Origin of the sequence: Amycolatopsis sp. NPDC051061, from assembly GCF_040682935.1 — a bacterium.
Lineage (GTDB): Bacteria > Actinomycetota > Actinomycetes > Mycobacteriales > Pseudonocardiaceae > Amycolatopsis.
In genome coordinates, this window is sequence record NZ_JBFBBZ010000005.1 from 1 (window position 1) to 21,743 (window position 21,743).

23 protein-coding genes are annotated in these 21,743 nt (G+C 72.4%); 15 read left to right on the forward strand and 8 right to left on the reverse strand.

Translation table 11 applies throughout. The features are described from left to right. Positions 1-104: 104 nt before the first annotated feature. A complete protein-coding gene (locus tag AB0N03_RS08105; protein ID WP_364367188.1) occupies positions 105-542 on the reverse strand; it encodes a hypothetical protein in 438 nt (145 codons plus the stop codon). A gap of 119 nt (positions 543-661) precedes the next feature. Between AB0N03_RS08105 and AB0N03_RS08110 the strand changes: the two genes are divergently transcribed. Then, a complete protein-coding gene (locus AB0N03_RS08110) occupies positions 662-2,023 on the forward strand; it encodes an NAD-dependent succinate-semialdehyde dehydrogenase (protein ID WP_364367191.1) in 1,362 nt (453 codons plus the stop codon). Between the two features lie 62 nt (positions 2,024-2,085). Here the strand turns inward: AB0N03_RS08110 and AB0N03_RS08115 are convergent, their stop codons facing one another. Next, the gene (locus tag AB0N03_RS08115; protein ID WP_364367194.1) at positions 2,086-3,372 is read right to left on the reverse strand and encodes an ABC transporter substrate-binding protein; all 1,287 of its coding nucleotides are present in this window, start codon (positions 3,370-3,372) and stop codon (positions 2,086-2,088) included. A 126-nt stretch (positions 3,373-3,498) separates the two neighbouring features. On the opposite strand from AB0N03_RS08115, the gene AB0N03_RS08120 reads away from it, so the two are divergent. Then, complete coding sequence (locus AB0N03_RS08120) at positions 3,499-4,521, forward strand: LacI family DNA-binding transcriptional regulator (RefSeq protein ID WP_364367197.1); 1,023 nt, start codon at positions 3,499-3,501, stop codon at positions 4,519-4,521. 102 nt (positions 4,522-4,623) lie between these two features. Beyond that, positions 4,624-4,992: a DUF742 domain-containing protein gene (locus AB0N03_RS08125; protein WP_284742609.1), complete on the forward strand. Its 369-nt coding sequence runs from the start codon at positions 4,624-4,626 to the stop codon at positions 4,990-4,992. Here the strand turns inward: AB0N03_RS08125 and AB0N03_RS08130 are convergent. Both AB0N03_RS08130 and AB0N03_RS08135 read right to left on the reverse strand, forming a co-directional pair. After that, positions 4,979-5,809, reverse strand: a complete 831-nt coding sequence (locus tag AB0N03_RS08130) for an alpha/beta hydrolase (protein ID WP_364367200.1) — start codon at positions 5,807-5,809, stop codon at positions 4,979-4,981. The genes AB0N03_RS08125 and AB0N03_RS08130 overlap by 14 nt on opposite strands. Positions 5,810-5,848: 39 nt before the next feature. Next, entirely contained in the window at positions 5,849-6,454 is a 606-nt protein-coding gene (locus tag AB0N03_RS08135; protein WP_364367203.1) for a TetR/AcrR family transcriptional regulator, read from the reverse strand. A 32-nt stretch (positions 6,455-6,486) separates the two neighbouring features. Here AB0N03_RS08135 and AB0N03_RS08140 point away from each other — a divergent pair, with 32 nt between their 5' ends. The 9 genes from AB0N03_RS08140 (at position 6,487) to AB0N03_RS08180 (ending at position 15,588) form a co-directional block, all read left to right on the forward strand. After that, the gene (locus tag AB0N03_RS08140; RefSeq protein ID WP_364367205.1) at positions 6,487-7,350 is read left to right on the forward strand and encodes an SDR family NAD(P)-dependent oxidoreductase; all 864 of its coding nucleotides are present in this window, start codon (positions 6,487-6,489) and stop codon (positions 7,348-7,350) included. Positions 7,351-7,455: 105 nt separating this feature from the next. Further along, complete coding sequence (locus AB0N03_RS08145; RefSeq protein ID WP_364367207.1) at positions 7,456-8,784, forward strand: cytosine permease; 1,329 nt, start codon at positions 7,456-7,458, stop codon at positions 8,782-8,784. Between the two features lie 11 nt (positions 8,785-8,795). Continuing rightward, complete coding sequence (locus AB0N03_RS08150; RefSeq protein ID WP_364367210.1) at positions 8,796-10,337, forward strand: hydantoinase/oxoprolinase family protein; 1,542 nt, start codon at positions 8,796-8,798, stop codon at positions 10,335-10,337. Beyond that, on the forward strand, positions 10,337-11,407 hold the full coding sequence (locus AB0N03_RS08155; protein WP_364367213.1) for a DUF917 domain-containing protein: 1,071 nt from the start codon (positions 10,337-10,339) through the stop codon (positions 11,405-11,407). The genes AB0N03_RS08150 and AB0N03_RS08155 overlap by 1 nt, the downstream gene beginning before the upstream one ends. After that, positions 11,404-12,498 (forward strand): DUF917 domain-containing protein, encoded by a 1,095-nt coding sequence (locus AB0N03_RS08160; protein WP_364367216.1) that lies wholly within the window; start codon positions 11,404-11,406, stop codon positions 12,496-12,498. The genes AB0N03_RS08155 and AB0N03_RS08160 overlap by 4 nt, the downstream gene beginning before the upstream one ends. Next, complete coding sequence (locus AB0N03_RS08165) at positions 12,495-12,692, forward strand: SDR family NAD(P)-dependent oxidoreductase (protein WP_364367219.1); 198 nt, start codon at positions 12,495-12,497, stop codon at positions 12,690-12,692. The genes AB0N03_RS08160 and AB0N03_RS08165 overlap by 4 nt, the downstream gene beginning before the upstream one ends. Beyond that, positions 12,692-13,021 carry an SDR family oxidoreductase gene (locus tag AB0N03_RS08170; protein ID WP_364367222.1) on the forward strand — a complete coding sequence of 110 codons (330 nt, stop codon included), beginning with the start codon at positions 12,692-12,694 and terminating at the stop codon, positions 13,019-13,021. The genes AB0N03_RS08165 and AB0N03_RS08170 overlap by 1 nt, the downstream gene beginning before the upstream one ends. A 21-nt stretch (positions 13,022-13,042) precedes the next feature. Beyond that, positions 13,043-14,113, forward strand: a complete 1,071-nt coding sequence (locus AB0N03_RS08175; protein WP_364367225.1) for a DUF917 domain-containing protein — start codon at positions 13,043-13,045, stop codon at positions 14,111-14,113. Next, the gene (locus AB0N03_RS08180) at positions 14,110-15,588 is read left to right on the forward strand and encodes a helix-turn-helix domain-containing protein (RefSeq protein WP_364367228.1); all 1,479 of its coding nucleotides are present in this window, start codon (positions 14,110-14,112) and stop codon (positions 15,586-15,588) included. The genes AB0N03_RS08175 and AB0N03_RS08180 overlap by 4 nt, the downstream gene beginning before the upstream one ends. Here the strand turns inward: AB0N03_RS08180 and AB0N03_RS08185 are convergent, their stop codons facing one another. Genes AB0N03_RS08185 through AB0N03_RS08195 form a run of 3 tightly spaced genes read right to left on the reverse strand, consistent with a single transcriptional unit; the run spans position 15,589 to position 17,968 of the window. Beyond that, the gene (locus AB0N03_RS08185; RefSeq protein ID WP_364367231.1) at positions 15,589-17,139 is read right to left on the reverse strand and encodes a WXG100 family type VII secretion target; all 1,551 of its coding nucleotides are present in this window, start codon (positions 17,137-17,139) and stop codon (positions 15,589-15,591) included. Continuing rightward, positions 17,139-17,453, reverse strand: a complete 315-nt coding sequence (locus AB0N03_RS08190) for a hypothetical protein (protein ID WP_364367234.1) — start codon at positions 17,451-17,453, stop codon at positions 17,139-17,141. Before AB0N03_RS08190 ends, AB0N03_RS08185 begins: the two co-directional genes overlap by 1 nt. Then, a complete protein-coding gene (locus AB0N03_RS08195) occupies positions 17,450-17,968 on the reverse strand; it encodes a YbaB/EbfC family nucleoid-associated protein (RefSeq protein WP_364367237.1) in 519 nt (172 codons plus the stop codon). Before AB0N03_RS08195 ends, AB0N03_RS08190 begins: the two co-directional genes overlap by 4 nt. A gap of 254 nt (positions 17,969-18,222) precedes the next feature. Between AB0N03_RS08195 and AB0N03_RS08200 the strand changes: the two genes are divergently transcribed. Then, positions 18,223-19,161 (forward strand): aldo/keto reductase, encoded by a 939-nt coding sequence (locus AB0N03_RS08200; protein ID WP_364367240.1) that lies wholly within the window; start codon positions 18,223-18,225, stop codon positions 19,159-19,161. On the opposite strand, the gene AB0N03_RS08205 is transcribed toward AB0N03_RS08200, so the two are convergent. Beyond that, a complete protein-coding gene (locus AB0N03_RS08205; RefSeq protein ID WP_364367242.1) occupies positions 19,158-19,616 on the reverse strand; it encodes a hypothetical protein in 459 nt (152 codons plus the stop codon). The two genes, AB0N03_RS08200 and AB0N03_RS08205, sit on opposite strands and share 4 nt — an antisense overlap. A 101-nt stretch (positions 19,617-19,717) precedes the next feature. On the opposite strand from AB0N03_RS08205, the gene AB0N03_RS08210 reads away from it, so the two are divergent. Together AB0N03_RS08210 and AB0N03_RS08215 are read left to right on the forward strand one after the other, a co-directional pair. After that, a complete protein-coding gene (locus AB0N03_RS08210) occupies positions 19,718-20,407 on the forward strand; it encodes a response regulator transcription factor (protein ID WP_364367245.1) in 690 nt (229 codons plus the stop codon). Beyond that, on the forward strand, positions 20,404-21,732 hold the full coding sequence (locus AB0N03_RS08215) for a HAMP domain-containing sensor histidine kinase (protein WP_364367248.1): 1,329 nt from the start codon (positions 20,404-20,406) through the stop codon (positions 21,730-21,732). Before AB0N03_RS08210 ends, AB0N03_RS08215 begins: the two co-directional genes overlap by 4 nt. Positions 21,733-21,743: the final 11 nt, after the last annotated feature.

A 21,743-nucleotide genomic window follows, 5' to 3' on the forward strand; every position in this document is an offset into this window, starting at 1 on the left:
CGCGCCTGCCTGAAAGTCGTCATCGACGTGACCGTCACCGACGCCGCGACAAGCCCCTTGACACGACCCACACCGCCCTAACTACCCGGCCTTGCTCTTTCATGTCATCCGGCCAGGTAGGCGGCCACCCGGATCCGCAGTCCCCGGACGTGCGGGAGCGTGATCGTGAATTCTTCCGCGGGCCGGTATCCCGGCCACGGATCACCATGCGTGCACGGGCCCGTGAAGTAGACGAAGCCGTCTTCGTCGTCGTAGCGTCCTGGTGACCAGCGTGTCGCGTCGCCGGCGCGGCGATCGGCGCATGCGGCCCGGGCGATCCAGTACGTCTCGTGCTTCATGACGCGGCGCAGCTGCGCGGCGAACCCCGGCAATTCGGACTTCGGCAGGCCCAGGCCGCGGCTGCTCCAGACACGCGGCGCGCGTTCGGGCGAGCGCGCCGGGCAGCCGAACGTGACCGCGCCCCCTGCGTAGCGGCGGGTCCACTGACCGGTTTCCCTTGCCAGGGCGGAGAAAGAGGATCCGCCGGTGATCTCCAGCGTCATGGGGGAACGATAGTCGATCACGCGCTGACGGGTACCGCCGCGCGGGTGTCGATCGTTGATGCCATGGTGTATACAGTATGCAGTAGCCTCAGTAGGCCGCCTGGGCAGAGGAGACCGCCATGTATTCCGTCACCAACCCCGCCACCGGTGAACTCGTGGAGGAGATCCCGAACTCGACCGACGACGAGGTCCGCGCCGCGATCGGCCGCGTCCACGGCGGGTTCGCGGCCTGGCGCGCCCGGCCGGTCGCCGAGCGGGCCGCGATCGTGCTGCGCGCGGCGGAGCTGTTCGCCGAACGCGCGGACGAGCTGGCCGCGATCATGACCCTCGAGATGGGCAAGCGGATCAACGAAGGCCGCGGCGAGGTCGGCGTCGTCGCCGACATCTTCCGGTACTACGGCGACCGCGGCCCGGATCTGCTGGCCGACGAGCCGATCCCGATCCGCGGCGGGGAAGCCGTGCTGACGAAGGAGCCGATCGGGGCGCTGCTCGGCGTCATGCCGTGGAACTTCCCGGCTTATCAGGTCGCCCGGTTCGTCGCGCCGAACTTGGTGCTGGGCAACACGATCCTGCTCAAGCACGCCTCGATCTGCCCGCGCTCGGCGGCGGCCATCGAGAGCGTGCTGCGGGACGCGGGCGTGCCCGAGGACGCGTACGTGAACGTGTTCGCGTCGAGCCGGCAGGTCCCGTGGATGCTCGCCGACCCGCGCCTGGTCGGTGTCTCACTGACCGGCAGCGAGCAGGCCGGGATCTCCGTCGCGGCCGAAGCCGGACGGAACCTCAAGAAGTGCGTCCTGGAGCTGGGCGGGTCCGACCCGCTGATCGTGCTGGACACCGACGACCTGGACGAGACGGTCAAGGTCACCGCGACCGCCCGGATGCGCAACTGCGGCCAGTCGTGTAACGCGCCCAAGCGGATGATCGTGCTGGGCGGCCTCTACGACGAGTTCGTGGACCGGCTGGCCAAGCGCGTCGCGGAGTACTACGTGCCGGGCGACCCGGCCGACCCGGCGACGACGCTGCCGCCCCTGGCCTCGATCGCGGCGGCGGACGAGGTGGCGGCCCAGGTCGAGACGGCGATCCGCGAAGGCGCGACCCTGCGCGCGGGCGGCCGCAGGGTCCCCGGCCCGGGCGCGTACCTGGAGGCGACGGTCCTCACCGACGTGACGCCGGAGATGGCGGCGTACCACGAGGAGATCTTCGGCCCGGTGGTGCTGGTGTTCCGCGCGGAGACGGAGGAGGAGGCGATCGCGCTGGCCAACGACACCCCGTTCGGCCTGGGCGCGAGCGTGTTCGGCACGGACCGCGAACGCGCGGTGCGGGTGGCCCGCCGCATCGAGGCGGGAATGGTCTACCTGAACAAGTCGGGCGGCTCGGAGGCGGACCTGCCGTTCGGCGGCATCAAGCGGTCGGGCATCGGCCGCGAGCTGGGGCCGCTGGGCATCGAGGAATTCATGAACAAGAAGCCCATCCGTCTCTGACCCGCCGCGCCGGTCGTGAGGGTGAAACAGGGTGGGAACACTGTTTCCCACTCACGACCGGGTCACGGGATGATGCCCCGCGAGTTCAGCGCGTCCGTCAACCGTTCGCGCAGCTCGTCGGCCGTGGCCTGGACGTCGATCTCCGCCGGGGGTGACAGCACCTTCGAAATCACCGTCGAGAGGTTCTGGTACGCCGGGGTCAGCGGGCGGACCGCCGCGTCCGTCAGGGCCGCCTGGATGTCGCCCTTCATCGGGTACTGGTCGGCCATTGTGGGGTTTGACCGAGGGTCCGCCGGTTTCGCCGGATCCAAGGGCGCGTTGTCGCGGTAGATCGATGCGATGCTCGGTGGGATACCGTCGACCAGGGCCTGGTATTTCTGCGAGGTCGCGTTCCGCAGGCACAACGCCGCTTCGAACGCCTCCGGCTTGTGCTGCGAATACGTGGATACCGCCAGGTTGAACCCGCCGATCGTGACCCGGCTGGGCCGGCCCGCGACCACCGACGGGTAGCGCGTCCACTTGAAGTGCGCCAGGTCCTGCGGCTTTTCCTTGGCGTAGGAGGCATACACGAACGGCCAATTCAGCTCGGTCGCCGCCTGGCCGCGCTGGAACGCCTGGCGGATCTCGTCCTCCTTCTGGTTCGTCAGCGACGGGTCCGTGATCCCCGCCGTCGTGAGCTGCTTCAGCAGTTCCAGCGCGCGGACCGCGCCGTCGTCCATCACCACGGACTTGCCGTCGTCGGACAGGATGTGGCCGCCCGCCGAGGCGACCAGCGTGTTGTAGAAGACGACCAGGCCTTCGTACTGCGCGCCGGTGAACACGACCTGGTACGGCTTCCCGGTCGCCTTGAGCTGCTGCGCCCGCGTCATGAGCTCGTCGAACGTCTTCGGCGGCGACGGCGTGATCCGGTCGTCGTACCAGAGCAGCTGGACGTTCGTGTTCTTCGTTGCGCCGTACAGCTTTCCGTTCCACTTGGCGGTCGCCAGCGGCCCGGGCAGCACGTCCCGCGTGGCCGCCGCCGCGCTCGCGCCGGTCCACTCCTCGGCCCAGCCCGCTTCGGCGAACTCCGGCACCCACGTGACGTCGAGGCCGAGCACGTCCAGCGAGGTGTCGCCCGCGGCGAGCCGGCGGACCATCTGCTCGCGCTGGCCGTCCGCGCCGCGGGGCAGTTTGTTGTAGACGATCTTGTAGCGGCCCGCGGCCTCCTGCGTGCACCGGTCGACCACCGTCTGCAGGTGGTCCTCCGGCGAGATGTACAGGTTGATCGTCAGGCCGCCGGCCGTGGAGCACGCGGTGAGCGCACTCGCGGCCAGCAGGACCGCGCCGGTGACGGGGAGGAGCAGGCGCATGTCGGCCTCCTTGCCGGACAGGCGGAGTATTGCAAGCGCTTGCATTGATGATTAGCCTTGATCAAGGGCAGTGTCAATGGCAGAAACTCGGATGGTTGCAAGCGCTTGCAACGAATGGGGCAGGAGATGCCGGAGAAGCTCGACGACGTGGCGCGGCTGGCGGGCGTTTCGGCGGCCACCGTGTCGCGGGCCCTGCGCGGGCTGCCGGGCGTCGCCGTCCGCACGCGGACGCGGGTGCTCGCGGCCGCCGCGGAGCTCGGCTACGCCATCTCGCCCGCCGCGTCGAGCCTGGCCACGGGCCGGACCGGGACGGTCGGCGTGATCGTGCCCTACGTCGACCGCTGGTACTTCTCGCGGCTCATCTCCGGGGTCGAGCGGGTGCTGCGCGACGCCGGGATCAGCCTGCTGCTCTACAACCTCGGCGACGGTCCGGGCCGCGAGCGGTTCTTCGCCGGCCTGCCGCTGCGCCGCCGCGTCGACGCGGTGCTCGTGCTCTCCCTGCCGCTGGCGGAGACCGAACGCGAGCTGCTGCTGGGTCTCGACGTCCCGCTCGTCACGATCGGCACCGAGGAACCCGGCGGGGACTCCGTCGGGATCGACGACCACGGCGCCGCGGTGACCGCGATGCGCCACCTCGTCCAGCTGGGTCACCGCGAAATCGCGTTCATCGGCGAGAGCGCCCCGATCCCGCTCGGGTTCACGACGCCGCTGCGGCGGCTCGCGGCCTACCGCGAGGTCTACCACGCGGTGTGCCGGGACGACGGCCGCGAGCCGGATCCCGCGTTCGAGACCGGGGGCGGGTTCACCGTCGCGGGCGGGGAGCGGGCGATGAGTGCTCTCCTCGGCCTGTCCCGCCGGCCGACCGCGGTGTTCGCCGCGTCGGACGAAATGGCGTTCGGGGCGTTGCGGACGCTGCGCCGGGCGGGGCTGCGGGTGCCGGCGGACGTCTCGGTGCTCGGGTTCGACGACCACGACCTCGCCGGCCTGCTCGAGCTGAGCACGGTCGCGCAGCCCGTGGCCGAGCTCGGCGAGCGGGCCGGCCGCCTCCTGCTCGCGCGATTGTCCGGTGGAAAAATCGCGACATCGCCGTCGATTCTCGGGACACAACTAGTCCTTCGGGGCAGTACCGCACCGCCATTGGCTGGCTGACCTGCTGTTTTTCCGGCGTTGCTCTGTTCGGTCGATTGCGGCCTACTCGATCATTAGGTCAAATAATCGCCGACAAGGATTAATCGCCGTGAGGAGCTGGCTGTGCACTGGGGGTCCGTGCTCGAAGAAGGCGGGGCGGGGATGGTCCGCCCGTACTTCCGCACCCATGGCCGAACGCGTCCGACCCGGGACCTCCCGATCGAGACGCTCGTGTCGATCACCCAGCGGGGGCGGGCGGTGGTACGGGGGAGTACGACGGAGGAGTCGGAGATCTGCGCGCTGCTCCGGACGTCGCAGTCGGTCGCCGAAGTCGCGGCGCGGCGGCGGATCCCGCTGGGGGTGGCGCGGGTCCTGCTGTCCGACCTGGCGGACCGGGGGATCGTCGCCGTGCACACCGCTCGGAAGGGATCGGGGAACCGGCCGAGCCTCGAGCTGATGGAACGCATCCTCCACGGCCTCAGCCGGCTGTGAACTCCTTGATCAGCCGCGCGAACTCCGCCGGCTGGTCCAGCGGGATCAGCGTGTAGCTGTCGGCCACCTCGACGAGCTTTCCCTTCGGCAGCAACGCGGCCAGCCGCCGGCCGTGGTCGAGCGGCATGACGCGGTCCTCGGTCGCCCAGGCCAGGAGCACCGGCCGGTCGAAGCTCGGCAGCCGTTCGGCCGCCTCGAGCAGGAAGTCCGGCGAAGCGCCCGCCGCCCGCAGGACATGGACGGTGTCGCGGCGGATCGCCGCGTCGGCCAGGAGCGGGCGGATCCAGCGGGCCGTCGCCGCGTCACCGCGCTTGGTCAGCCAGCCGAACGCGATCGGGAGCCGCCGGACCGGGCGCAGCCGCATCTGCTGCATGAACGCGCCGAACAGTCCAGGGGACAGCTTTCCGGTGGCGACCAGCGTCTTGCCGGTGAGCCCGGGCGGGAAGTTGTCGAACGCGTCGCACGAGCCGAGCACCACGCCGCTCACCCGAGGCGCGCCGTCCGCCATCAGCAGCTGCACCAGCGCGCCCCCGGTGTCGACGCCGACGAGGATGACGTCCCGCAGGTCGAGGCGCTCGACGAACTCCGTGAGCAGTGCGGCGATGCCACTCATCGAAAGGTCGGCGTCTTCGCGCATCGGCACCCGGTGCGCGCCCAGCGGCAGGGTCGGGACGACGCACCGGTGGCCGGCCAGCTCGGCGACCGGCCCGTCCCACAGCGTCCCGTCCATCAGCAGGCCGTGGACGAAGACGACGACCGGGCCCGGCCCGCCCGTGTCGGTGTACTCGACGGTTCCCGCAGTCAGCTCGATCCGCATGCCGGAAGTGAACCACGTGGTTCGCAAACTGTCGAGACGTCAGGAAGCCGCTTCCTCCCGTTCGACCGCCCGCAGCAGTGCCTCGAACCCGGCGGCCGCGCCGTCACCGTCCGAGCTGGTCAGCAGGTCCACGAGGAAGCCGCGCAGCGTCGCGAGGATCATCGACGCGACCTCGGACTTCCGCTGCTCCGGCCAGTCCGCCGGGCAGAACGACACCAGCGTCGGCAGGTACTGCTGGGACGCGCCGCGCCCGAGCGCCGCGTACCGGCCCGGGTCGTACATCGCCAGGCCCATCGCCTGGTCGAGGACCCGCCGCAGCTCCGACTCCTCGTCGCGCAGGCTCACCCAGGCGGCGCGGACCCGGTCGGCCAGCGACGACGACGAGGCGGCGACCGCGGTCAGCGCGTTGCCGATCCGCCGCTCACGCAACGAAAAGACCACTTGGCGGAGCAGGTCTTCGGCGCTTTCGAAGTGGTAGAGCAGCACCTTGTGCGTGGTACCGGCCGACCTCGCCGCGCGCCGCAGCGAGAAGTCGACGAGACCGTTCTCGGCGACGTCGTCGGTGATCCTCGCCAGTAGTTCCCGGCGTCGTGTCTCGCCGCGGGCCGAGCCGGCCGACCGCCGGTAGCCGGTAGCGTTCTCCATGCGGGACAGCTTGGCACGGGGAGGGGACGTTCATGCGCGTGCTGGTGACCGGGGGCAACGCCGGGATCGGCTACTTCGCCGCCGAACAGCTGGCTTCGGCCGGCGCGGAGGTGGTGATCGGCAGCCGCGACCCGGCGAAGGCGGAAGCCGCGCGGACCGCCATCCGCTCACGGGTCGCCGGGGCGAAGGTCGAGCACGTCCGGCTCGACCTCGCCGACCTGGCCTCGCTCGAAGCGGTCGACCCCGGCGAGCTCGACGCCGTCGTCTGCAACGCCGGGGTCATGCTGGACCACCCGCCTCGCCGCGAGACGTCCGCCGGCCACGAGCTGATGTTCGGCACCAACCACCTCGGCCACTTCGCCCTGGTCGCCCGGCTGATGCCGCGGCTGGCACCGGACGCGCGCATCATCACCACCGGCAGCTTCGCGGCGAAGTCCACGAGCCTCGACTTCGCCGACCTCCAGAGCGAGCGCGACTACCAGCCGAAGCGTGCCTACGAGCGGTCCAAGGCGGCCCAGATGCTCTTCGCCGTCGAACTCGACCGGCGGCTGCGCGAGGCCGGTTCGAAGCGGCTGAGCGTGGTGGCCCACCCGGGTGGCGCGCTCGACTCGCTGACGCCGTCGCGGCCACCGGTGCATGTCCGCACCGCCGGCCAATGGCTGTGCGGTCTGCCCGCCCGCGCGCTCCTGCAGGGCAAGGACGCCGGCGCGCGGCCGGCGGTCCGCGCGGTGCTCGGCCCGGACGTCACCGGCGGGCAGCTGTGGGGCCCGCGCGTGTTCGGCCTGCGCGGCCGCCCCCGCCTCGAAGAGCGCTGGACGAACCTGACCGACGACGCGGCCGCCGGGCGGCTTTGGGCGGAAAGTGTCACGCTGACCGGGCTGGACCCCCTGGGCTGAATGCACAGTCGTCAGGCAGGGACTGTGCACATCGCACGGTGACGCCGCCGGGACCGCTGCTTACGGTGCGGGGAACCGTTCCCCTTCCCGGATTAGGAGGTCGGCGTGGCCTCAACAGTCGGTGTCGATGACTATGCCCTCACCAGAGTGCCGGAGCACGCCCGGTACTCGTGGTGGTCGGTCGCGGTCCAGCGGTTCGGCCAGGTGTCCGCCCTGTCCCAGTTCCTGCTCGGAGCCACCGTCGGCTTCGGGATGAGCTTCTGGACCGCGGTACTGGCCTTCACCCTCGGCTCGGTCATCCTGGAGCTCATCACGATCCTCGTCGGCGTCATCGGCGTCCGCGAAGGTCTGTCCACGTCCATGATCGCCCGCTGGACCGGCTTCGGCCGCGGCGGCTCGGCGCTCATCGGGCTCGCCATCGGGATCAGCCTCATCGGCTGGTTCGGCATCCAGTCCGCCGTTTCCGCGCAGGGTCTCGTGTCGCTCATCGGCGGCCTGCCGGAGTGGGGCTGGGCGCTCGTGTTCGGCCTGCTCGTCACCGCGATCGTCGTGCGCGGCTTCCACTCCATGGCCTGGACGGCGTACCTGACCGTCCCGGCGTTCCTCGTCCTCGTCGGCTGGTCGATCATCTCGGAGCTGACCCGCCACGACCTCGGCGCGCTCGTCTCCTCGGCCCCGCCCGGGCCGTCGCTGAGCCTGCTGCAGGGCACGACACTGGTGGCCGGCGGCTTCATCGTCGGCGCCGTCATCACCCCGGACATGACCCGCTTCAACCGCACCACCGCCGACGTCGTCAAGCAGACGCTCGTCGGGATCACGCTCGGCGAGTACGTCATCGGCCTGTCCGGCGTCCTGCTCGCGCACGCCGTCGGCAGCGCCGGGATCACCACCATCGTGACGTCGTCGGTCGGCTGGATCGGGCTGCTGATCGTCATCGCCGGCACGATGAAGATCAACGACTGGAACCTGTACTCGTCGGGCCTCGGTGTCGTGAACTTCATCGGCACGGTGTCCGGCCGCAAGGCCCACCGCGGCTTGGTGACCGCCGTGCTCGGTGTCGCGGGCAGCCTGCTCGCCGCGGCCGGGATCCTGGCGAAGTTCACCGACTTCCTCACCGTGCTGGGCGTCGCGTTCCCGCCGATCGCCGGGATCATGGTCGCCGAGTACTTCGTCGTGAAGAAGTGGCGCGGTGACCTGGAATCCGCCCGGGCGCGCGGCACCGTCCCCGAGGACGCGCCGGCGTGGGTGCCCGCGACGCTCGTCGTCTGGATCGCCGCCGCGCTCTTCGGCGAGTTCGTCGAATGGGGCCTGCCGAGCATCAACTCGCTCGTCGTGGCCTTCGTCCTGTACGTCGTCGCCGGGAAGCTCGGCCTGGTGCGGGGATTCGGCAGCAGCCGGACCGCCGAGACCGCTCCCGCCGTCCAGTCTGCTTAAGGAGAATCTTCGTGCGCATCGGCATCGACGTCGGCGGCACCAACACCGACGCTGTCCTGCTCGACGGCCGTCAGGTGCTCGCCTCGGTCAAGACCAGCACGACCGCGGACGTCACCTCGGGCATCGTCGCCGCGATCGACGGCCTGCAGCGGCAACGCGCGTTCGACCCGGCGGCGGTGCGGGCGGTGATGATCGGCACCACGCACTTCATCAACGCCCTCGTCGAGGCCCACCGGCTCGCGCCGACCGCGGCCGTGCGGCTGAGCCTGCCGGCCGGGGCGTCGCTGCCGCCGATGGTCGACTGGCCGCAGCGGCTCGTCGACGCGGTGTCGGGGCGCAGCTACCTCGTCCACGGCGGACACGAGTTCGACGGCCGCCACATCGCGGAGCTCGACGAAAGCGAGCTGCGCAAGGCCGCCGACGACATGGGGGAGGCCGGGGTGCGCAGCGTCGCCATCACCTCGGTCTTCTCCCCGGTCAACGCCGAGTTCGAGACCCGCGCGGCCGAGATCATCGCCGCGCAGCTGCCGGACGTCGCGATCTCGCTGTCCCACGAGATCGGCCGGATCGGCCTGCTGGAGCGGGAAAACGCGACGGTGATCAACGCGGCGCTGCGCGAGCTGGCCGCGCACATCGTCGACGGGCTGTCGGCGTCGGTCACCGGCGCGGGCATCACCGCGCCGCTGTACCTGAGCCAGAACGACGGCACGCTGATGGACGTCGACTTCGCCCGCCGCTACCCGGTGGCCACCTTCGCCTCGGGGCCGACGAACTCGATGCGCGGCGCGGCCGTGCTGTCCGGTTTGGACACTTGCGCGGTGGTCGACGTCGGTGGCACGACTTCGGACGTCGGCGTCCTGCGGCAAGGCTTCCCCCGTGAGGCGACCACCGATGTCAGCGTTGCGGGGATCCGGACGAACTTCCGGATGCCGGACGTGCTGTCGATCGGCATCGGCGGTGGCAGCCGGGTGCGCGGGAACGTCACCGTGGGCCCGGATTCGGTCGGCTACGAGCTGACGTCGAAGGCCCTCGTCTTCGGCGGGGACACTTTGACCGCGACCGACATCGCGGTGGCCGCGGGCCGGGCGGACATCGGGGACGCGTCACTGGTCGCGCACCTGGACCGCTCGCTGGTCCGGGCGGCGCTCGAGAAGATCGCCGCCGACGTGTCCGATGTGGTCGAACGGATGCGGACGTCGGCCGAGCCGTTGCCGGTGGTGGCGGTCGGCGGCGGTTCGGTGCTGCTGCCGGACGAACTGGCGGGGTGCGGCGCCGTGCACCGGCCGGAGAACTATGCCGTGGCCAACGCGATCGGTGCGGCCATCGCGCAGATCGGCGGTGAGGTCGATCGCGTCTACGTGATCGAACCCGGCCGCCGCGACGCCGTCGTCGAGGAGGCGAAGCAGGAAGCCATCGATCGTGCGGTCGCCGCCGGAGCCTCGCCGGCGTCGGTCGGCATCGTCGACTTCGACGAGGTGCCCATCCCGTACCTGCCCGGCAACGCCACGCGCATCCGCGCCAAGGCCGTCGGCGACCTGCAGCTGGGGGCGTGATGCGCGAGATCACCGAGCACGACCTGCACGACATCGCGCGCGGCGCGGCGATCCTGGGCACCGGCGGCGGGGGAGACCCGTACATCGGCCGCCTGCTGGCCGCTTCGGCGGTCCGCGCGCACGGCTCGGTGCCGCTGGTCCCCCTGGCGGACCTCGCCGACGACGCTGTCGTGCTGCCCGTGGCGATGATGGGCGCGCCGACCGTGATGGTCGAGAAGCTGCCGTCGGCCGACCAGGTCGGGCTCGCGGCCCGCACGCTCGCCGGCTATCTCGGCAAGGAGCTGACGCACATCGCGTGCGCCGAGGCGGGCGGGGTCAACTCGCTCATCCCGGTCGTCGCGGCCGCGCAGCTCGGCCTGCCGCTGGTCGACGCCGACGGGATGGGCCGCGCGTTCCCGGAGCTGCAGATGGTACTTCCCACACTGTATGGAATCCGCGCCACGCCGATGTCCATCGCCGACGAAAAGGGCAACCGCGGAGTATTGGATACCGTCGACAATCGCTGGGCCGAGCGGCTGGCCCGGTCGGCGACCATCGACATGGGGTGTTCGGCGATGATCAGCAACTACGCGATGTCCGGGGCGCAGGCCCGGGAGTCGCTCGTGGCCGGCACGCTCAGCCTGTGCGCCGAGCTGGGCGCGCTGGTCCGGGCCGCGCGCGCGGCGCACGCCGACCCGGTCGCGCGGGTCGTCGAGCGGCTGGGCGGGCGGCGGCTGTTTTCCGGCAAGGTCGTCGACGTCGCCCGGCGCACCGTCACCGGGTTCGCCCGCGGAGAAGCCCGGCTGTCCGGAATGGACGGTGACACCGGCGCGGAACTGGTGCTGCGGTTCCAGAACGAGCACCTGGTGGCCGAGCGCGACGGCGTGGTCGAGGCGTCGGTGCCCGATCTGATCTGCACGCTGGAACGCGAGACCGGGGAAGCCGTGACGACCGAAGGCCTGCGGTTCGGCCAGCGCGTCACGGTCATCGCCGCGCCCGCCGACCCGCGCTGGCACACGCCGGAGGGCATCGCGCTCGCCGGGCCGCGGTACTTCGGCTACGACATCGACCCGATCGGGGTGGCCGGGTGAGCTGGACCCTGACCGAGGCCGACCTGCCCGACCTCGCCCGCGGCGCCGCGGTGCTCGGCACCGGCGGGGGCGGCGACCCCTACGTCGGCCGGCTGCTCGTGCGCGAGGCCATCCGGGAGCACGGGCCCATCACCGTCCTGGATCCGTCCGAAGTGGACGACGACGCGCTGGTGATCCCGACCGCGCAGATGGGTGCGCCGACCGTGGTGCACGAGAAGCTGCCCAACGGCTCCGAGCCGGTGCTGGCCCTGCGGACGCTGGAGAAGCACCTCGGGAAGCGGGCCGACGCCACCATGCCGATCGAGTGCGGCGGCATCAACTCGATGATCCCGCTGCTGGTCGGCGCGCGGCTCGGCCTGCCGGTCGTCGACGCCGACGGTATGGGCCGGGCGTTCCCGGAGCTGCAGATGGAGACGTTCGGTGTATACGGTATCCCGGGCTCGCCGATGGCGATCGGCGGTGAACGCGGCGAGACCACGGTGATCGACACCGGCGCGGACAACCGGCGGATGGAGTGGCTGGCCCGCGGCGTCACGATCCGGCTCGGCGGCGTCGCGCACATCGCCGAGTACGCGATGAGCGGCGCCGACGTCAAGCGGACCGCCGTGCCGCAAACGCTTTCGCTGGCGCTGACCGTCGGCCGGACGATTCGCGAAGCCCGCTCGCGCAACGAGGATCCGGTCGACCGGCTGGCTTCGGCGTTGCGCTCGACGCCGTACCAGCACCTCCGGGTGCTGTTCCGCGGCAAGGTGTCCGATGTGGAGCGCCGGACCGAGGCGGGCTTCGCGCGCGGGCGCGCGGCGGCGGTGTCGTTCGACGGCGCGAGCAAGCTGGAGATCCTGTTCCAGAACGAGAACCTGCTGGCCACTGTGGATGGTGAGGTGCGGTGCGTGGTGCCGGACCTGATCTGCGTGCTGGAGGCGTCGACGGCCGAGCCGATCACCACCGAGACGCTGCGGTACGGCCAGCGCGTCACCGTCGTCGGCATTTCGACCCCGCAGCTGATGCGGACGCCGGAGGCCCTCGACATCTTCGGCCCGGGTGCGTTCGGACTGCCGCATCCCTTCGTCCCCGTCGAGGAGATCGCGTGAGCTTGGCCGGGAAGCGCGTCGTGATCATCGGTGGCGGGTCGGGCATCGGGCTGGAGGTCGCCCGGCGGGCCGCCGCTTCCGGTGCGTCGGTCCACCTCGGAGGGCGGACGCCGGAGAAGCTGTCGACGGCGGCGAAGGAGGTCGGTGGGACCTGGCAGGTCGTCGACAGCACCGACCAGGACTCGCTGCGCTGATGTCGGGTGCGGCGAGCGTCCGGCCGCCGGGGGCGGCACCCGCGTACGTCGCCTGCAACGCGGCGGTCGAAGGACTCGGGCGCGGGCTCGCGGTCGAGCTGGCGCCGGTCCGGGTGAACGTCGTCGCGCCGGGGACGATCGACGGCGACCTCTGGGCCGGGCGCCCGGCGGACGTGCGGGAGGCGAGCTTCGCGCAGTACCGCGCGGACACGCTGCTGCACCGCGTCGGGAAGGAGTCCGAAGTGGCCGATGCCGTGCTGTACCTGTTCGGCAGCACCTACACCACCGGGTCGACGCTCTACCCCGACGGTGGCTACGCCCTGCGCTGAGCTCGTCTACTGTGGTCAGTCATGCGCATCACCGCTGGTGACGTGGCCGCCCTCGAACGCGGGGTGGCGCTGCTCGGGTCCGGCGGCGGCGGGGACACCGCCACCGCCGCGGTGCTGCTGCGCCGCGTCCTCGAACGCGGCCACGAGCCGGACGTGCGGCCGGTGGCGGAGCTGCCGCCGGGCGCCCGCGTGGTGCCGGTCGGCGTCGTCGGCGCGACGGCCGCGTTCACCGAGAAACTGCCGGGTGGGGACGAGTTCGCGTCCGCCGTCGCCGCGGTCGAACGCTGGACCGGCGAGCGCGCCGACGCGGTCATGTCCATCGAGATCGGCGGCCTCAACGGGCTGATGCCCCTGGCGGTCGCCGGCGAACTCGGCCTCGACTACGCCGACGCCGACCTCTCCGGCCGCGGCCTGCCCCGGCTCGACCAGCTGGCGGTCGCGGCGACCGGCCGCGGCGTCGCACCGGCCGCGCTGGCCGAACAGAGCGGCCAGGTCATGCTGCTGGCGGCCGGCTCGGACGCGACGGTCGAACGCGGCGCGCGGGCGTTCGTCGCCGGCTCCGGCGGGTGGGCGGCGTTCGCGCTCGCGCCGATCCCCGCCGGCGAGCTGGCCGCGTGCTCGATCCCGGGGACCACGAGTGCCGCGCTGGCGCTCGGCCGCCGGGTCCTCGCGGCGGGGGAGAGCCCGGCCCGCGACCGGCTGGAGGCCGCGCTCGACGGCACGGTGCTGGCCCGCGGGCGGGTCCTGGAGGTGGCGCGGCACGTCGGCCCGGGGCAGCTCGGCAACCCGGGGTTCGGCCGCGGCAGCGTCATCCTGGCCGATCACCGCGACGGCGAGCTGCTGCGCCTGGAGATGGAGAACGAGTACCTGCTGGCGCTGCGCGACGGCACGCCGGTGGCGTCCACCCCGGACATCCTGTCGGTGCTGGACCACCGCACGGGCGTGCCGGTGCCGTGCGACGCGATCCGCACGGGCCTGGAGGTCGACGTGGTCCGGCTGGCCTCGGCCCCGTTCTGGACCGACCCGCGGCGGCTCCCGGTGCTGCGGCCGCGCGCGTACGGCATCGACTGCGATCCGGTGGGGTGGCCGTGACCTTGCGGCGGGTGCTCGCCCTTCCCGGATGGGCGGAGCACGTCCGGCTGCTGGCCGGCGCGGCCGGGCTCGATCGTCCACTCGCGACGGTTCAGGCCACTTCGGACGCCTCCCGCACGCCGGCGGCCGGAGAGCTGGTCGTCGTCGTGTGGCCGGTGGCCGCGACGGATTGGCAGATCGACGCGCTGCTCCGGCGGTGTGCCGACGCCGGGGCGACCGGGGTGCTGCTGCCGGGCATCGAGCCGCTCAGCGCGTCACGCCTGCTCGCCGACCGCCTGGCCGTGCCGCTGCTGAGCGCCGCCGGGCCGCCGCTCGACCTGCTCGTGGAGGCGCGGCTGCTGCTCGCCGCGCCCGAGCTCGACCGGGCGGACCTGCTGCTGGCCACCCACCGCGCCCTCGGTGACCGGCCGCGGCCGCCCGAGGAGGTCGTCGCGCTGCTGCGGCGGCTGCTGCGGTCGCCCGTCGCGGTGCTCGACGACCGCGGTGCGCCGCTGGCCGGCGAAGTGACCGGGCGCGTCCGGCTGGACGAGGCCGTGCCGCAGCGGACCGACGCGGACGGCAGCGTCTTCCTGGCCCACCCGGTGCTGCTGCAGCGCCCGGCGATGTGGCTGGCAGCCGAGCTGCGGGGGACCGAGGCCGCGCGGGCCGACGTCGTCCCGCCGGCGCTCGCCGTGGCCGCCGGGGCGCTGCAGCGCTGGCTGCTCGCCAACCGGCTCGAGCTGGAACGGGACGCGCGCTCGCGCACGGCGTTGCTCGGTGACCTGCTGCGCCTGGACACCGAGCCGGGCGCGGACCTGCGCCGCCGCGTCGCCGACGCCGGCTGGCGGCTCGGCGGCTGGCACGTCGGGCTGCACATCGGCGTCCCCGCGACGGTCGACACCGTGGCGCGCACGCAGGAGGTCATGCGGGCGCTGGACGTCGAGGCGGTCGTCGTCGAGCACGGCGACGGCTGGACCGGCTGGGTCACCTTCGACCACGAACCCACGGCGGAACGGGTGCACTCCCTGGCGACCCGGCTCCAGACGGCGCACCGGGCGCTGCGCCTGGGCGCGCACATGGGGGTGGGGCGGCCGCACCCGCGGCCGGAAGGGCTCGCGGCGACCGTCGCGGAAGCCCTCGACGCCGCCCGCCTCGCCGCGACCCGGCCCGAGACGGGCCACTTCCTGCACGTCGACCAGCTCGGCATGGCCCAGCTGCTGCTGGAGTGGACCCGCACGGACACGTTCGAGCCGGCGGCGCGGGCGCTGGTCGCGCCGCTGCGTTCGGCGCCGGGCGACCTGGTCCGGACCCTCGCGGCCTACCTCGACGCGGAATCATCGCTCGCCGAGACCGCCACGGTGCTGGGCGTGCACCGCAACACCGTGGCGGCCCGGATCACGCGGATCGAGCAGCTGCTGGGGGTGGACCTGTCCCGCCCGGACGAGAGGCTGGCGCTGCACCTCGCGTCCCGGGCGGTGATCCTTTCGGACCCGTGACTAGTCGTCGTCCCCGCCGGTGTCCGGTTTGATGCTGGCGGGCACGCCCTTGATCATGTCGACGACGGTCTTGCCGGCCAGGCCCGACTTCCCGAACCACGGGTCGGTCATCATCTTGATGGCCGACTCGAACTTCTCGGCGCCTTTCTTGCCGAAGAGCTTGCCGAGCTGCTCGACCGAGAAGTTGTTGATCTTGTCGAACTTCTGCATGATCTCGGGTGTGACACCGTCCACTTTGGACAGCTTGTCCTTGATGACCGCGGTCATCTTGTCGGTGAACGTCTTGGGCGGCTTGGGATTCGGAGTGGCCGACGACGGCTTGGGGTCCGGGGTGGCGTCCGGCTTCGGTTCGGGCTTCGGTTCCGGGGTGGCCGAGGACGAGGACGGCGCGGGTTCCGGCTTGGGCGTCGTGTCCGGTTTGGGCTCGGGGGTGGTGTCGGGCTTGGGTTCGGGCTTGGGTTCCGGGGTGGCCGAGGACGGGGTGGTGTCCGGCTTGGGTTCGGGCTTCGGCTCGGGGGTGGTGTCCGGCTTGGGCTCGGGCTTCGGCTCGGGGGTGGTGTCCGGCTTGGGCTCGGGCTTGGGTTCCGGTGTGGCCGAGGACGGGGTGGTGTCCGGCTTCGGCTCCGGTTTGGGGTCCGGCTTGGGCTCGGGCTTGGGATCCGGCGTGGCCGACGACGGTGTCGTGTCGGGCTTCGGCTCGGGTGTCGCGTCCGGCTTCGGCAGCGGGGTCGCGTCCGGCTTGGGGGTCGGGGTCGGCGTCAGGCTGCTCGTCGGCGGCTTCGCCCCCGCGATTTCGTCGCCCGCCTTGCCCATCTTCGCCAGCGCCTTCACCAGGTCGCCCAGCTTCCGGCCCAGCTGGACGAGCTTCGCGCCGATCTTGCCCAGCGCCGTGGCCACCGTGCCGATCGTCGTGCCGACGAAGATCGCGATCGACGCGCCGAACGTCACCGGGGCCAGCGCCGCCGCGATCAGGGCACCCTTGATGATCGTCGCCAGGAGCATCGCGATCAGGTCGCGGAAGATGCCGCGGAAGGCGCCGACGATGCCGCCGGCGATCTTCATGTTCTTGCCGGCCTGGTCGAGGTAGCCGCCGAGGGAGTTCAGCTGCTCGGTGACCGCGTCCATGTCCTTCTTGAACTGGTCCGCGGCGTTGCCGGACCAATCCTTCATGAGCTTTTCGATCGCCGACTGGTGGTCCGTCGACCACTGCTCCAGCTTCTTCTTCTCGGCCGAGAGCGCTTCGGCGGCCGCGCTGATGCCGATGGGGTCGCCCATCAGGATGTCCAGCGGCCACCGCAGGATCGTGATGTGCTCGATGAGCCAGCCGATCCCGGCGGTGAGGAGGCTGCCGATCGGGTCCAGCACGAGACCGATGGTCTCCAGCGCCAACCCCGCCGAGCCGATGCCGATCGCGACCTGGTCGTTTTCCTTGACGGCCTTGTCCAGGCCGATCGCGGCCTCGAAGAACCCGGCGCCGGCCGAGGCGTTGTCGCTGTTGAAGAGTTCGGAGCCGTGGAGGCCGACGTCCTTGCTCTTGTAGTCGTCGCCCACTATTCGAACCTCACGATCGAGTCGACGGCGTCTTCTTCGCCCGACTGGTAACGCTTCGCGGCTTCGGCGACCTTGTCGGAGAACTCGCCGATGGTCTTGGCGTAGTCGCCGAACTGGTGGTGCGCCTTGTCGGTCCACGTGCTCGCGCCCGCTGCCATCAGCTGGCACGCCGGGTTGATGCCGAACATGCCGGGGTCGCAGGTCATGCCACCGACCAGGTCGGCCGTGCCCTGCAGATTGCTCTGCAGCTCGTCGAGGTGCTTGCCGAAGTCGGCCAGGGGCTCCGAATCGACCCTGAAGCCGCTGCCGCTCACCAGGGGTTCGATTCGTCGTCGGGGTGGTCCTCAGCCGGGGGACGGCGACGCGGGGCTGGCCCGGCGGCCGGCCGCGCGGGCGGACGCGCCGGGGGAGCGGCCGGCGGCGGGGTCCGCTCGGGCTCGGCGCTCTCCGGCGCCGCGAAGTCGCCGTCGGGCGGCGGGTCCGGCGGCAGGAACGACCGGACCATGTCGGTCGACTCGCTGTCGCCGTTGATGGTGGCGAAGGAGTCCGCGACGGTCCGGGCGGTCTGGCGCTGGGCTTCGCGCACCGTGCCCATGATCGCCGCGGTCAACCGCGCGGGCCCGAGCTCGCACGCCCGGAGTCCGAGCTCGAGGTTCGTGAGCGCGCCGTTCGGCGCGAGCGTCACGGTGACGGCCCCGTCGCGGGAGCGGACCGTGGCGCCGGCGGCGGTAAGCGCTTCGTTCAGCGCCGCCGCCTTCGACTGCATGTCCCGGACCTGCCGTTCGAGCAGGAGCTCGAAGTCTTCACCTGGCCCCAGGTTCGGTTGCACGAATTCGACTCCTCGCCACGCCGGGGGTGCGGGGCCCCGGGCCCCATGATCGGGCCAGGCTAGCGCACCCCTGGAGTTCATTCCGGGCTCACCGGGAGGATGGCTCGTTTTCTCCCCGAAGTTGCCCGAATGCCCTCGATCGGGTTTGACCCGGACCGCGCTCCGGGTTGCACGCTCGGGGACATGACACGATTGGACGACTACCGGCCGCTGGCCGTTCCGGGCTGCGGGTCTCGCCGCTGGCGCTGGGCGCAATGACCTTCGGCACCGGCTCCTTCTGCGCCGACGACGACACCTCCCGCGAGATCTTCCGCGCCTACGTCGAGAGCGGCGGCAACTTCGTCGACACCGCGGACAACTACAGCGCCGGCCGCAGCGAGGAACTGGTCGGCGAGTTCCTGCGCGACGTCGGCCGCGGCGACGTCGTCCTCGCCACCAAGTACTCCGGGCCCGATTTCAGTGGCGGTGAACCGCGGTCGGACCCCCGCCGGCGCAGCAACGGCCGCAAGAACATGGTCGCCTCGCTGGAGGCGTCGCTGCGACGGCTGCGCGTCGACCACGTCGACCTGTACTGGCTGCACGTCTGGGACGGCTTCACCCCGGCGGAGGAGGTGATGGCGGCGTTCGGCGACCTCGTGCGCGCCGGGAAGATCCGTGCCGTCGGGCTCAGCGACGTCCCGGCCTGGTACGCGACGAAGGCCGCCATGCTCGGCGGCCCGCCGGTGACGGCGCTGCAGCTGGAGTACTCCCTGGTCGAGCGGGCGATCGAGCCCGAGTACGTGCCCCTGGCGGGGGAGTTCGGCATCGCGGTCCAGCCGTGGGGCGCGATCGGCGGCGGGTTCCTGTCCGGCAAGTACACCCGCGACGGCGCCGGGGAGGGACGGCTCGCCGAGGGCGCGCCCTACCGGTCCCTGCCGGAGACCCGCTGGGCGGTGCTGGACGTCGTCCGCGAGGTCGCGGCCGAGGCGGGCGCGACCCCGGCCCAGGTGGCGCTGCACTGGGTGACGCGCCGGCCGGCGATGCCCGCGCCGCTGATCGGCGCCCGGTCACCGGCGCAGCTCGCCGAAACCCTCGGCGCGCTCGAACTCGACCTCACCGCCGCCCAGCTCGACCGGCTGACCGCCGTCAGCGCGCCGGAACTGCCGTTCCCCTACGGCATCCTGGCGCGGCTCAACGCCGGGCTGCCGCGCTAGCCGCGTCCGTGGTGGCCCTCGTCGGCGACCGTTTCGGCGTGCGGTTCACCGTCGCGGCACGTCACGACGGTCAGGTTCTCGGTCCCGCCGTCCTTGAACTTCACCGACGCCGTGGCGGCCGGGCCGCGCGAGACGTCGTCGGTGCGGTACCCCGGGGCCGGGCTCCACGACATCAGCTCGACCTGGTCGCCGGTGCACTTCGCGACGACGCTGCCGCCGGGGACGGTCAGGCCGCGCGGCGCCGGGGCGCTCGACGACGTCGGGGTCGGAGCCACCGGGGTCGTGGTCGTCGGCACGGTTTCCAGCGCGCGGGCGACATCGTCTTGGGACAGCGGCTGGTTCTGCGGGCCGAGGATGCCGGCGCCGACGACGTCGAGGGCCACGGTGCCGGCGCCCGCGGTGATGACGGCGGCCAGCAGCCAGCCCGCCGTCATCAACAGTCCACGCCTGGTCACCCGTCCACTGTGCCATCCGGGCGGGTTAAAGCGCGGCTAAGGCGTCCTTAGCGTTCGCCAGGCGCCCGGCGAAGCGGCTTCGCGTGTGTAGCCTCCCCGGAATGGCGACCGTGCTGCTCGTCGAGGACGACCCGACCATCCGCACGGCCGTGCTGCGCGCGCTGGGCGAGCGCGGGCACACGGTGACGTCCGCGCCGACCGCGATGGCCGGGCTGCAGGTGGCCGTCACCGACCGGCCCGACGTCGTCCTGCTCGACCTGGGCCTGCCGGACCTCGACGGCCGCGAGGTCCTGCGGATGGTGCGGGCGGTCAGCGCGGTGCCGATCATCGTGGTCACCGCCCGCGGCGCGGAGGAGGAGATCGTCCGGCTGCTCGACGCCGGCGCCGACGACTACGTGGTCAAGCCGTTCGGCGGCGCCCAGCTCGACGCGCGGATCCGCGCGGTGCTGCGGCGGGCCGAGCCGGAAGAGACGACGGCCCCGGTCGTCGTCGGCGGCCTGTCGGTCGACGCGCGGACGCGGCAGGCGTCCCTCGACGGTGCGCCGCTGGACCTCACGCCGCGCGAGTTCGACCTGCTGCACTACCTCGCGAGCCGGGCCGGGACCGTGGTCAGCAAGCGCGAGCTGCTCGCCGACGTCTGGAAGCTGCCGTACGCCGGCGCGGACAAGACCGTGGACGTGCACCTGTCGTGGCTGCGGCGCAAGCTCGGCGAGACCGCGCAGGAGCCGCGGTACCTGCACACCGTCCGGCGCGTCGGCGTCCGGCTGGCCGCGCCCGGGGGCGAAGCGTGAGGAAGCGGCTCGCGGTGCTGGTCGCGGCGGCGATGAGCCTGGTGCTCGTCGCGTTCCTGGTGCCGCTGGCGATCCTGCTGCGGTCGGTCACCGCGGACCGCGCGGTCACCGCCGCGACGGCGAAGGCGCAGTCGCTGACGTCCCTGGTGGCGACGTCCGACGCGGCGGCGCTGCGGCCGGCCGTCGACCAGCTCAACACGACCTGCACCAACCAGGGCGCCACCCCGGGCCGGGAGCTCCGCCACCCGGAACCCCCGAAAGAATGCGGGGGCCACCCGGTGACGGTGTTCCTGCCGGACGGCACCGTGCTCGGCGCGCCCACCCCGCGCACGCCGGGGGTCACGCTGGCCGCCGCGCAGGGCAGCAGCCTGACCGTCGAGGACGCCGATGGTCGCGAGATCCTCGTCGCGGTCCAAGGTTTGCCGCGCGGGACCGCCGTGGTGCGGGCCTTCGTCGACCGCGCCGAGCTGACCCGTGGGCTGGGCGCGGCCTGGCTCGTGCTGGCCGGGCTGGGCGTGGTGCTGCTGGCGCTCGGGGTGTTCGTCGCCGACCGGCTGGCGCGGTCGATCGTGCGGCCGGTCCACGAGCTCGCCGCGGTGTCGCGCCGGCTCGCCGAAGGGGACCTCGACGCGCGGGCGCGCCCGGGCGGGCCGGGGGAGGTGCGGTCGGTCGCCGCCGCGCTCAACCTCCTGGCCGCGCGGATCCGGGACCTCGTGCGGCAGGAACGCGAGGCCGTGGCCGACATCTCGCACCGCCTGCGGACGCCGTTGACCGTGCTGCGGCTGGACGCCGAGTCGTTGCGGGATCCGGCCGAGGCGGAGCGGATCACCGGCCACGCCGAGAGCCTGGAGCGGCAAGTCACCGCGTTGATCGACCAGGCGCGCGCCCGGGACTCGGCGCCCGGTTCGTGCGACGCGGCGGTGGTCGTCGGTGAGCGGGCCGGGTTCTGGTCGGTGCTCGCGCAGGACCAGGACCGCGCGGTGACGGTCTCGCTCGACGACGGCCCGCTGCCGGTCGCGGTCGGCGAGCCGGAGCTGGCCGCGTGCCTGGACGCGTTGCTGGGCAACGTCTTCGCGCACACGCCGGAGGGCACCGCTTACGCGATCCGGCTCACGGCGACGCCGGACGGCGCCCGGCTGGAGGTGTCGGACGAGGGCCCGGGCTTCGACGAGGTTTCGCGAGGCGCGAGTGGTGCCGGGTCGACGGGGCTCGGGCTGGACATCGCCCGTCAGACGGCGCGCGCGTCCGGCGGGGAGTTCGCCGTCACGCGTGGGACGGGTGCCCGGATCGTGCTGGACCTCGGGAAGGCTTTAGGGATGCCTTAATCCCCGCGCAG

What these genes read in the sequence shown, in the direction of transcription:
- AB0N03_RS08200 (WP_364367240.1), top strand. Translation starts at nt 18,223, where the DNA reads ATGACCTTCGGCACCGGCTCCTTCTGCGCCGACGACGACACCTCCCGC.
- AB0N03_RS08115 (WP_364367194.1), bottom strand. Translation starts at nt 3,372, where the DNA reads ATGCGCCTGCTCCTCCCCGTCACCGGCGCGGTCCTGCTGGCCGCGAGT.
- AB0N03_RS08140 (WP_364367205.1), top strand. Translation starts at nt 6,487, where the DNA reads ATGCGCGTGCTGGTGACCGGGGGCAACGCCGGGATCGGCTACTTCGCC.
- AB0N03_RS08135 (WP_364367203.1), bottom strand. Translation starts at nt 6,454, where the DNA reads ATGGAGAACGCTACCGGCTACCGGCGGTCGGCCGGCTCGGCCCGCGGC.
- AB0N03_RS08170 (WP_364367222.1), top strand. Translation starts at nt 12,692, where the DNA reads ATGTCGGGTGCGGCGAGCGTCCGGCCGCCGGGGGCGGCACCCGCGTAC.
- AB0N03_RS08210 (WP_364367245.1), top strand. Translation starts at nt 19,718, where the DNA reads ATGGCGACCGTGCTGCTCGTCGAGGACGACCCGACCATCCGCACGGCC.
- AB0N03_RS08130 (WP_364367200.1), bottom strand. Translation starts at nt 5,809, where the DNA reads ATGCGGATCGAGCTGACTGCGGGAACCGTCGAGTACACCGACACGGGC.
- AB0N03_RS08110 (WP_364367191.1), top strand. Translation starts at nt 662, where the DNA reads ATGTATTCCGTCACCAACCCCGCCACCGGTGAACTCGTGGAGGAGATC.
- AB0N03_RS08105 (WP_364367188.1), bottom strand. Translation starts at nt 542, where the DNA reads ATGACGCTGGAGATCACCGGCGGATCCTCTTTCTCCGCCCTGGCAAGG.
- AB0N03_RS08120 (WP_364367197.1), top strand. Translation starts at nt 3,499, where the DNA reads ATGCCGGAGAAGCTCGACGACGTGGCGCGGCTGGCGGGCGTTTCGGCG.
- AB0N03_RS08155 (WP_364367213.1), top strand. Translation starts at nt 10,337, where the DNA reads ATGCGCGAGATCACCGAGCACGACCTGCACGACATCGCGCGCGGCGCG.
- AB0N03_RS08175 (WP_364367225.1), top strand. Translation starts at nt 13,043, where the DNA reads ATGCGCATCACCGCTGGTGACGTGGCCGCCCTCGAACGCGGGGTGGCG.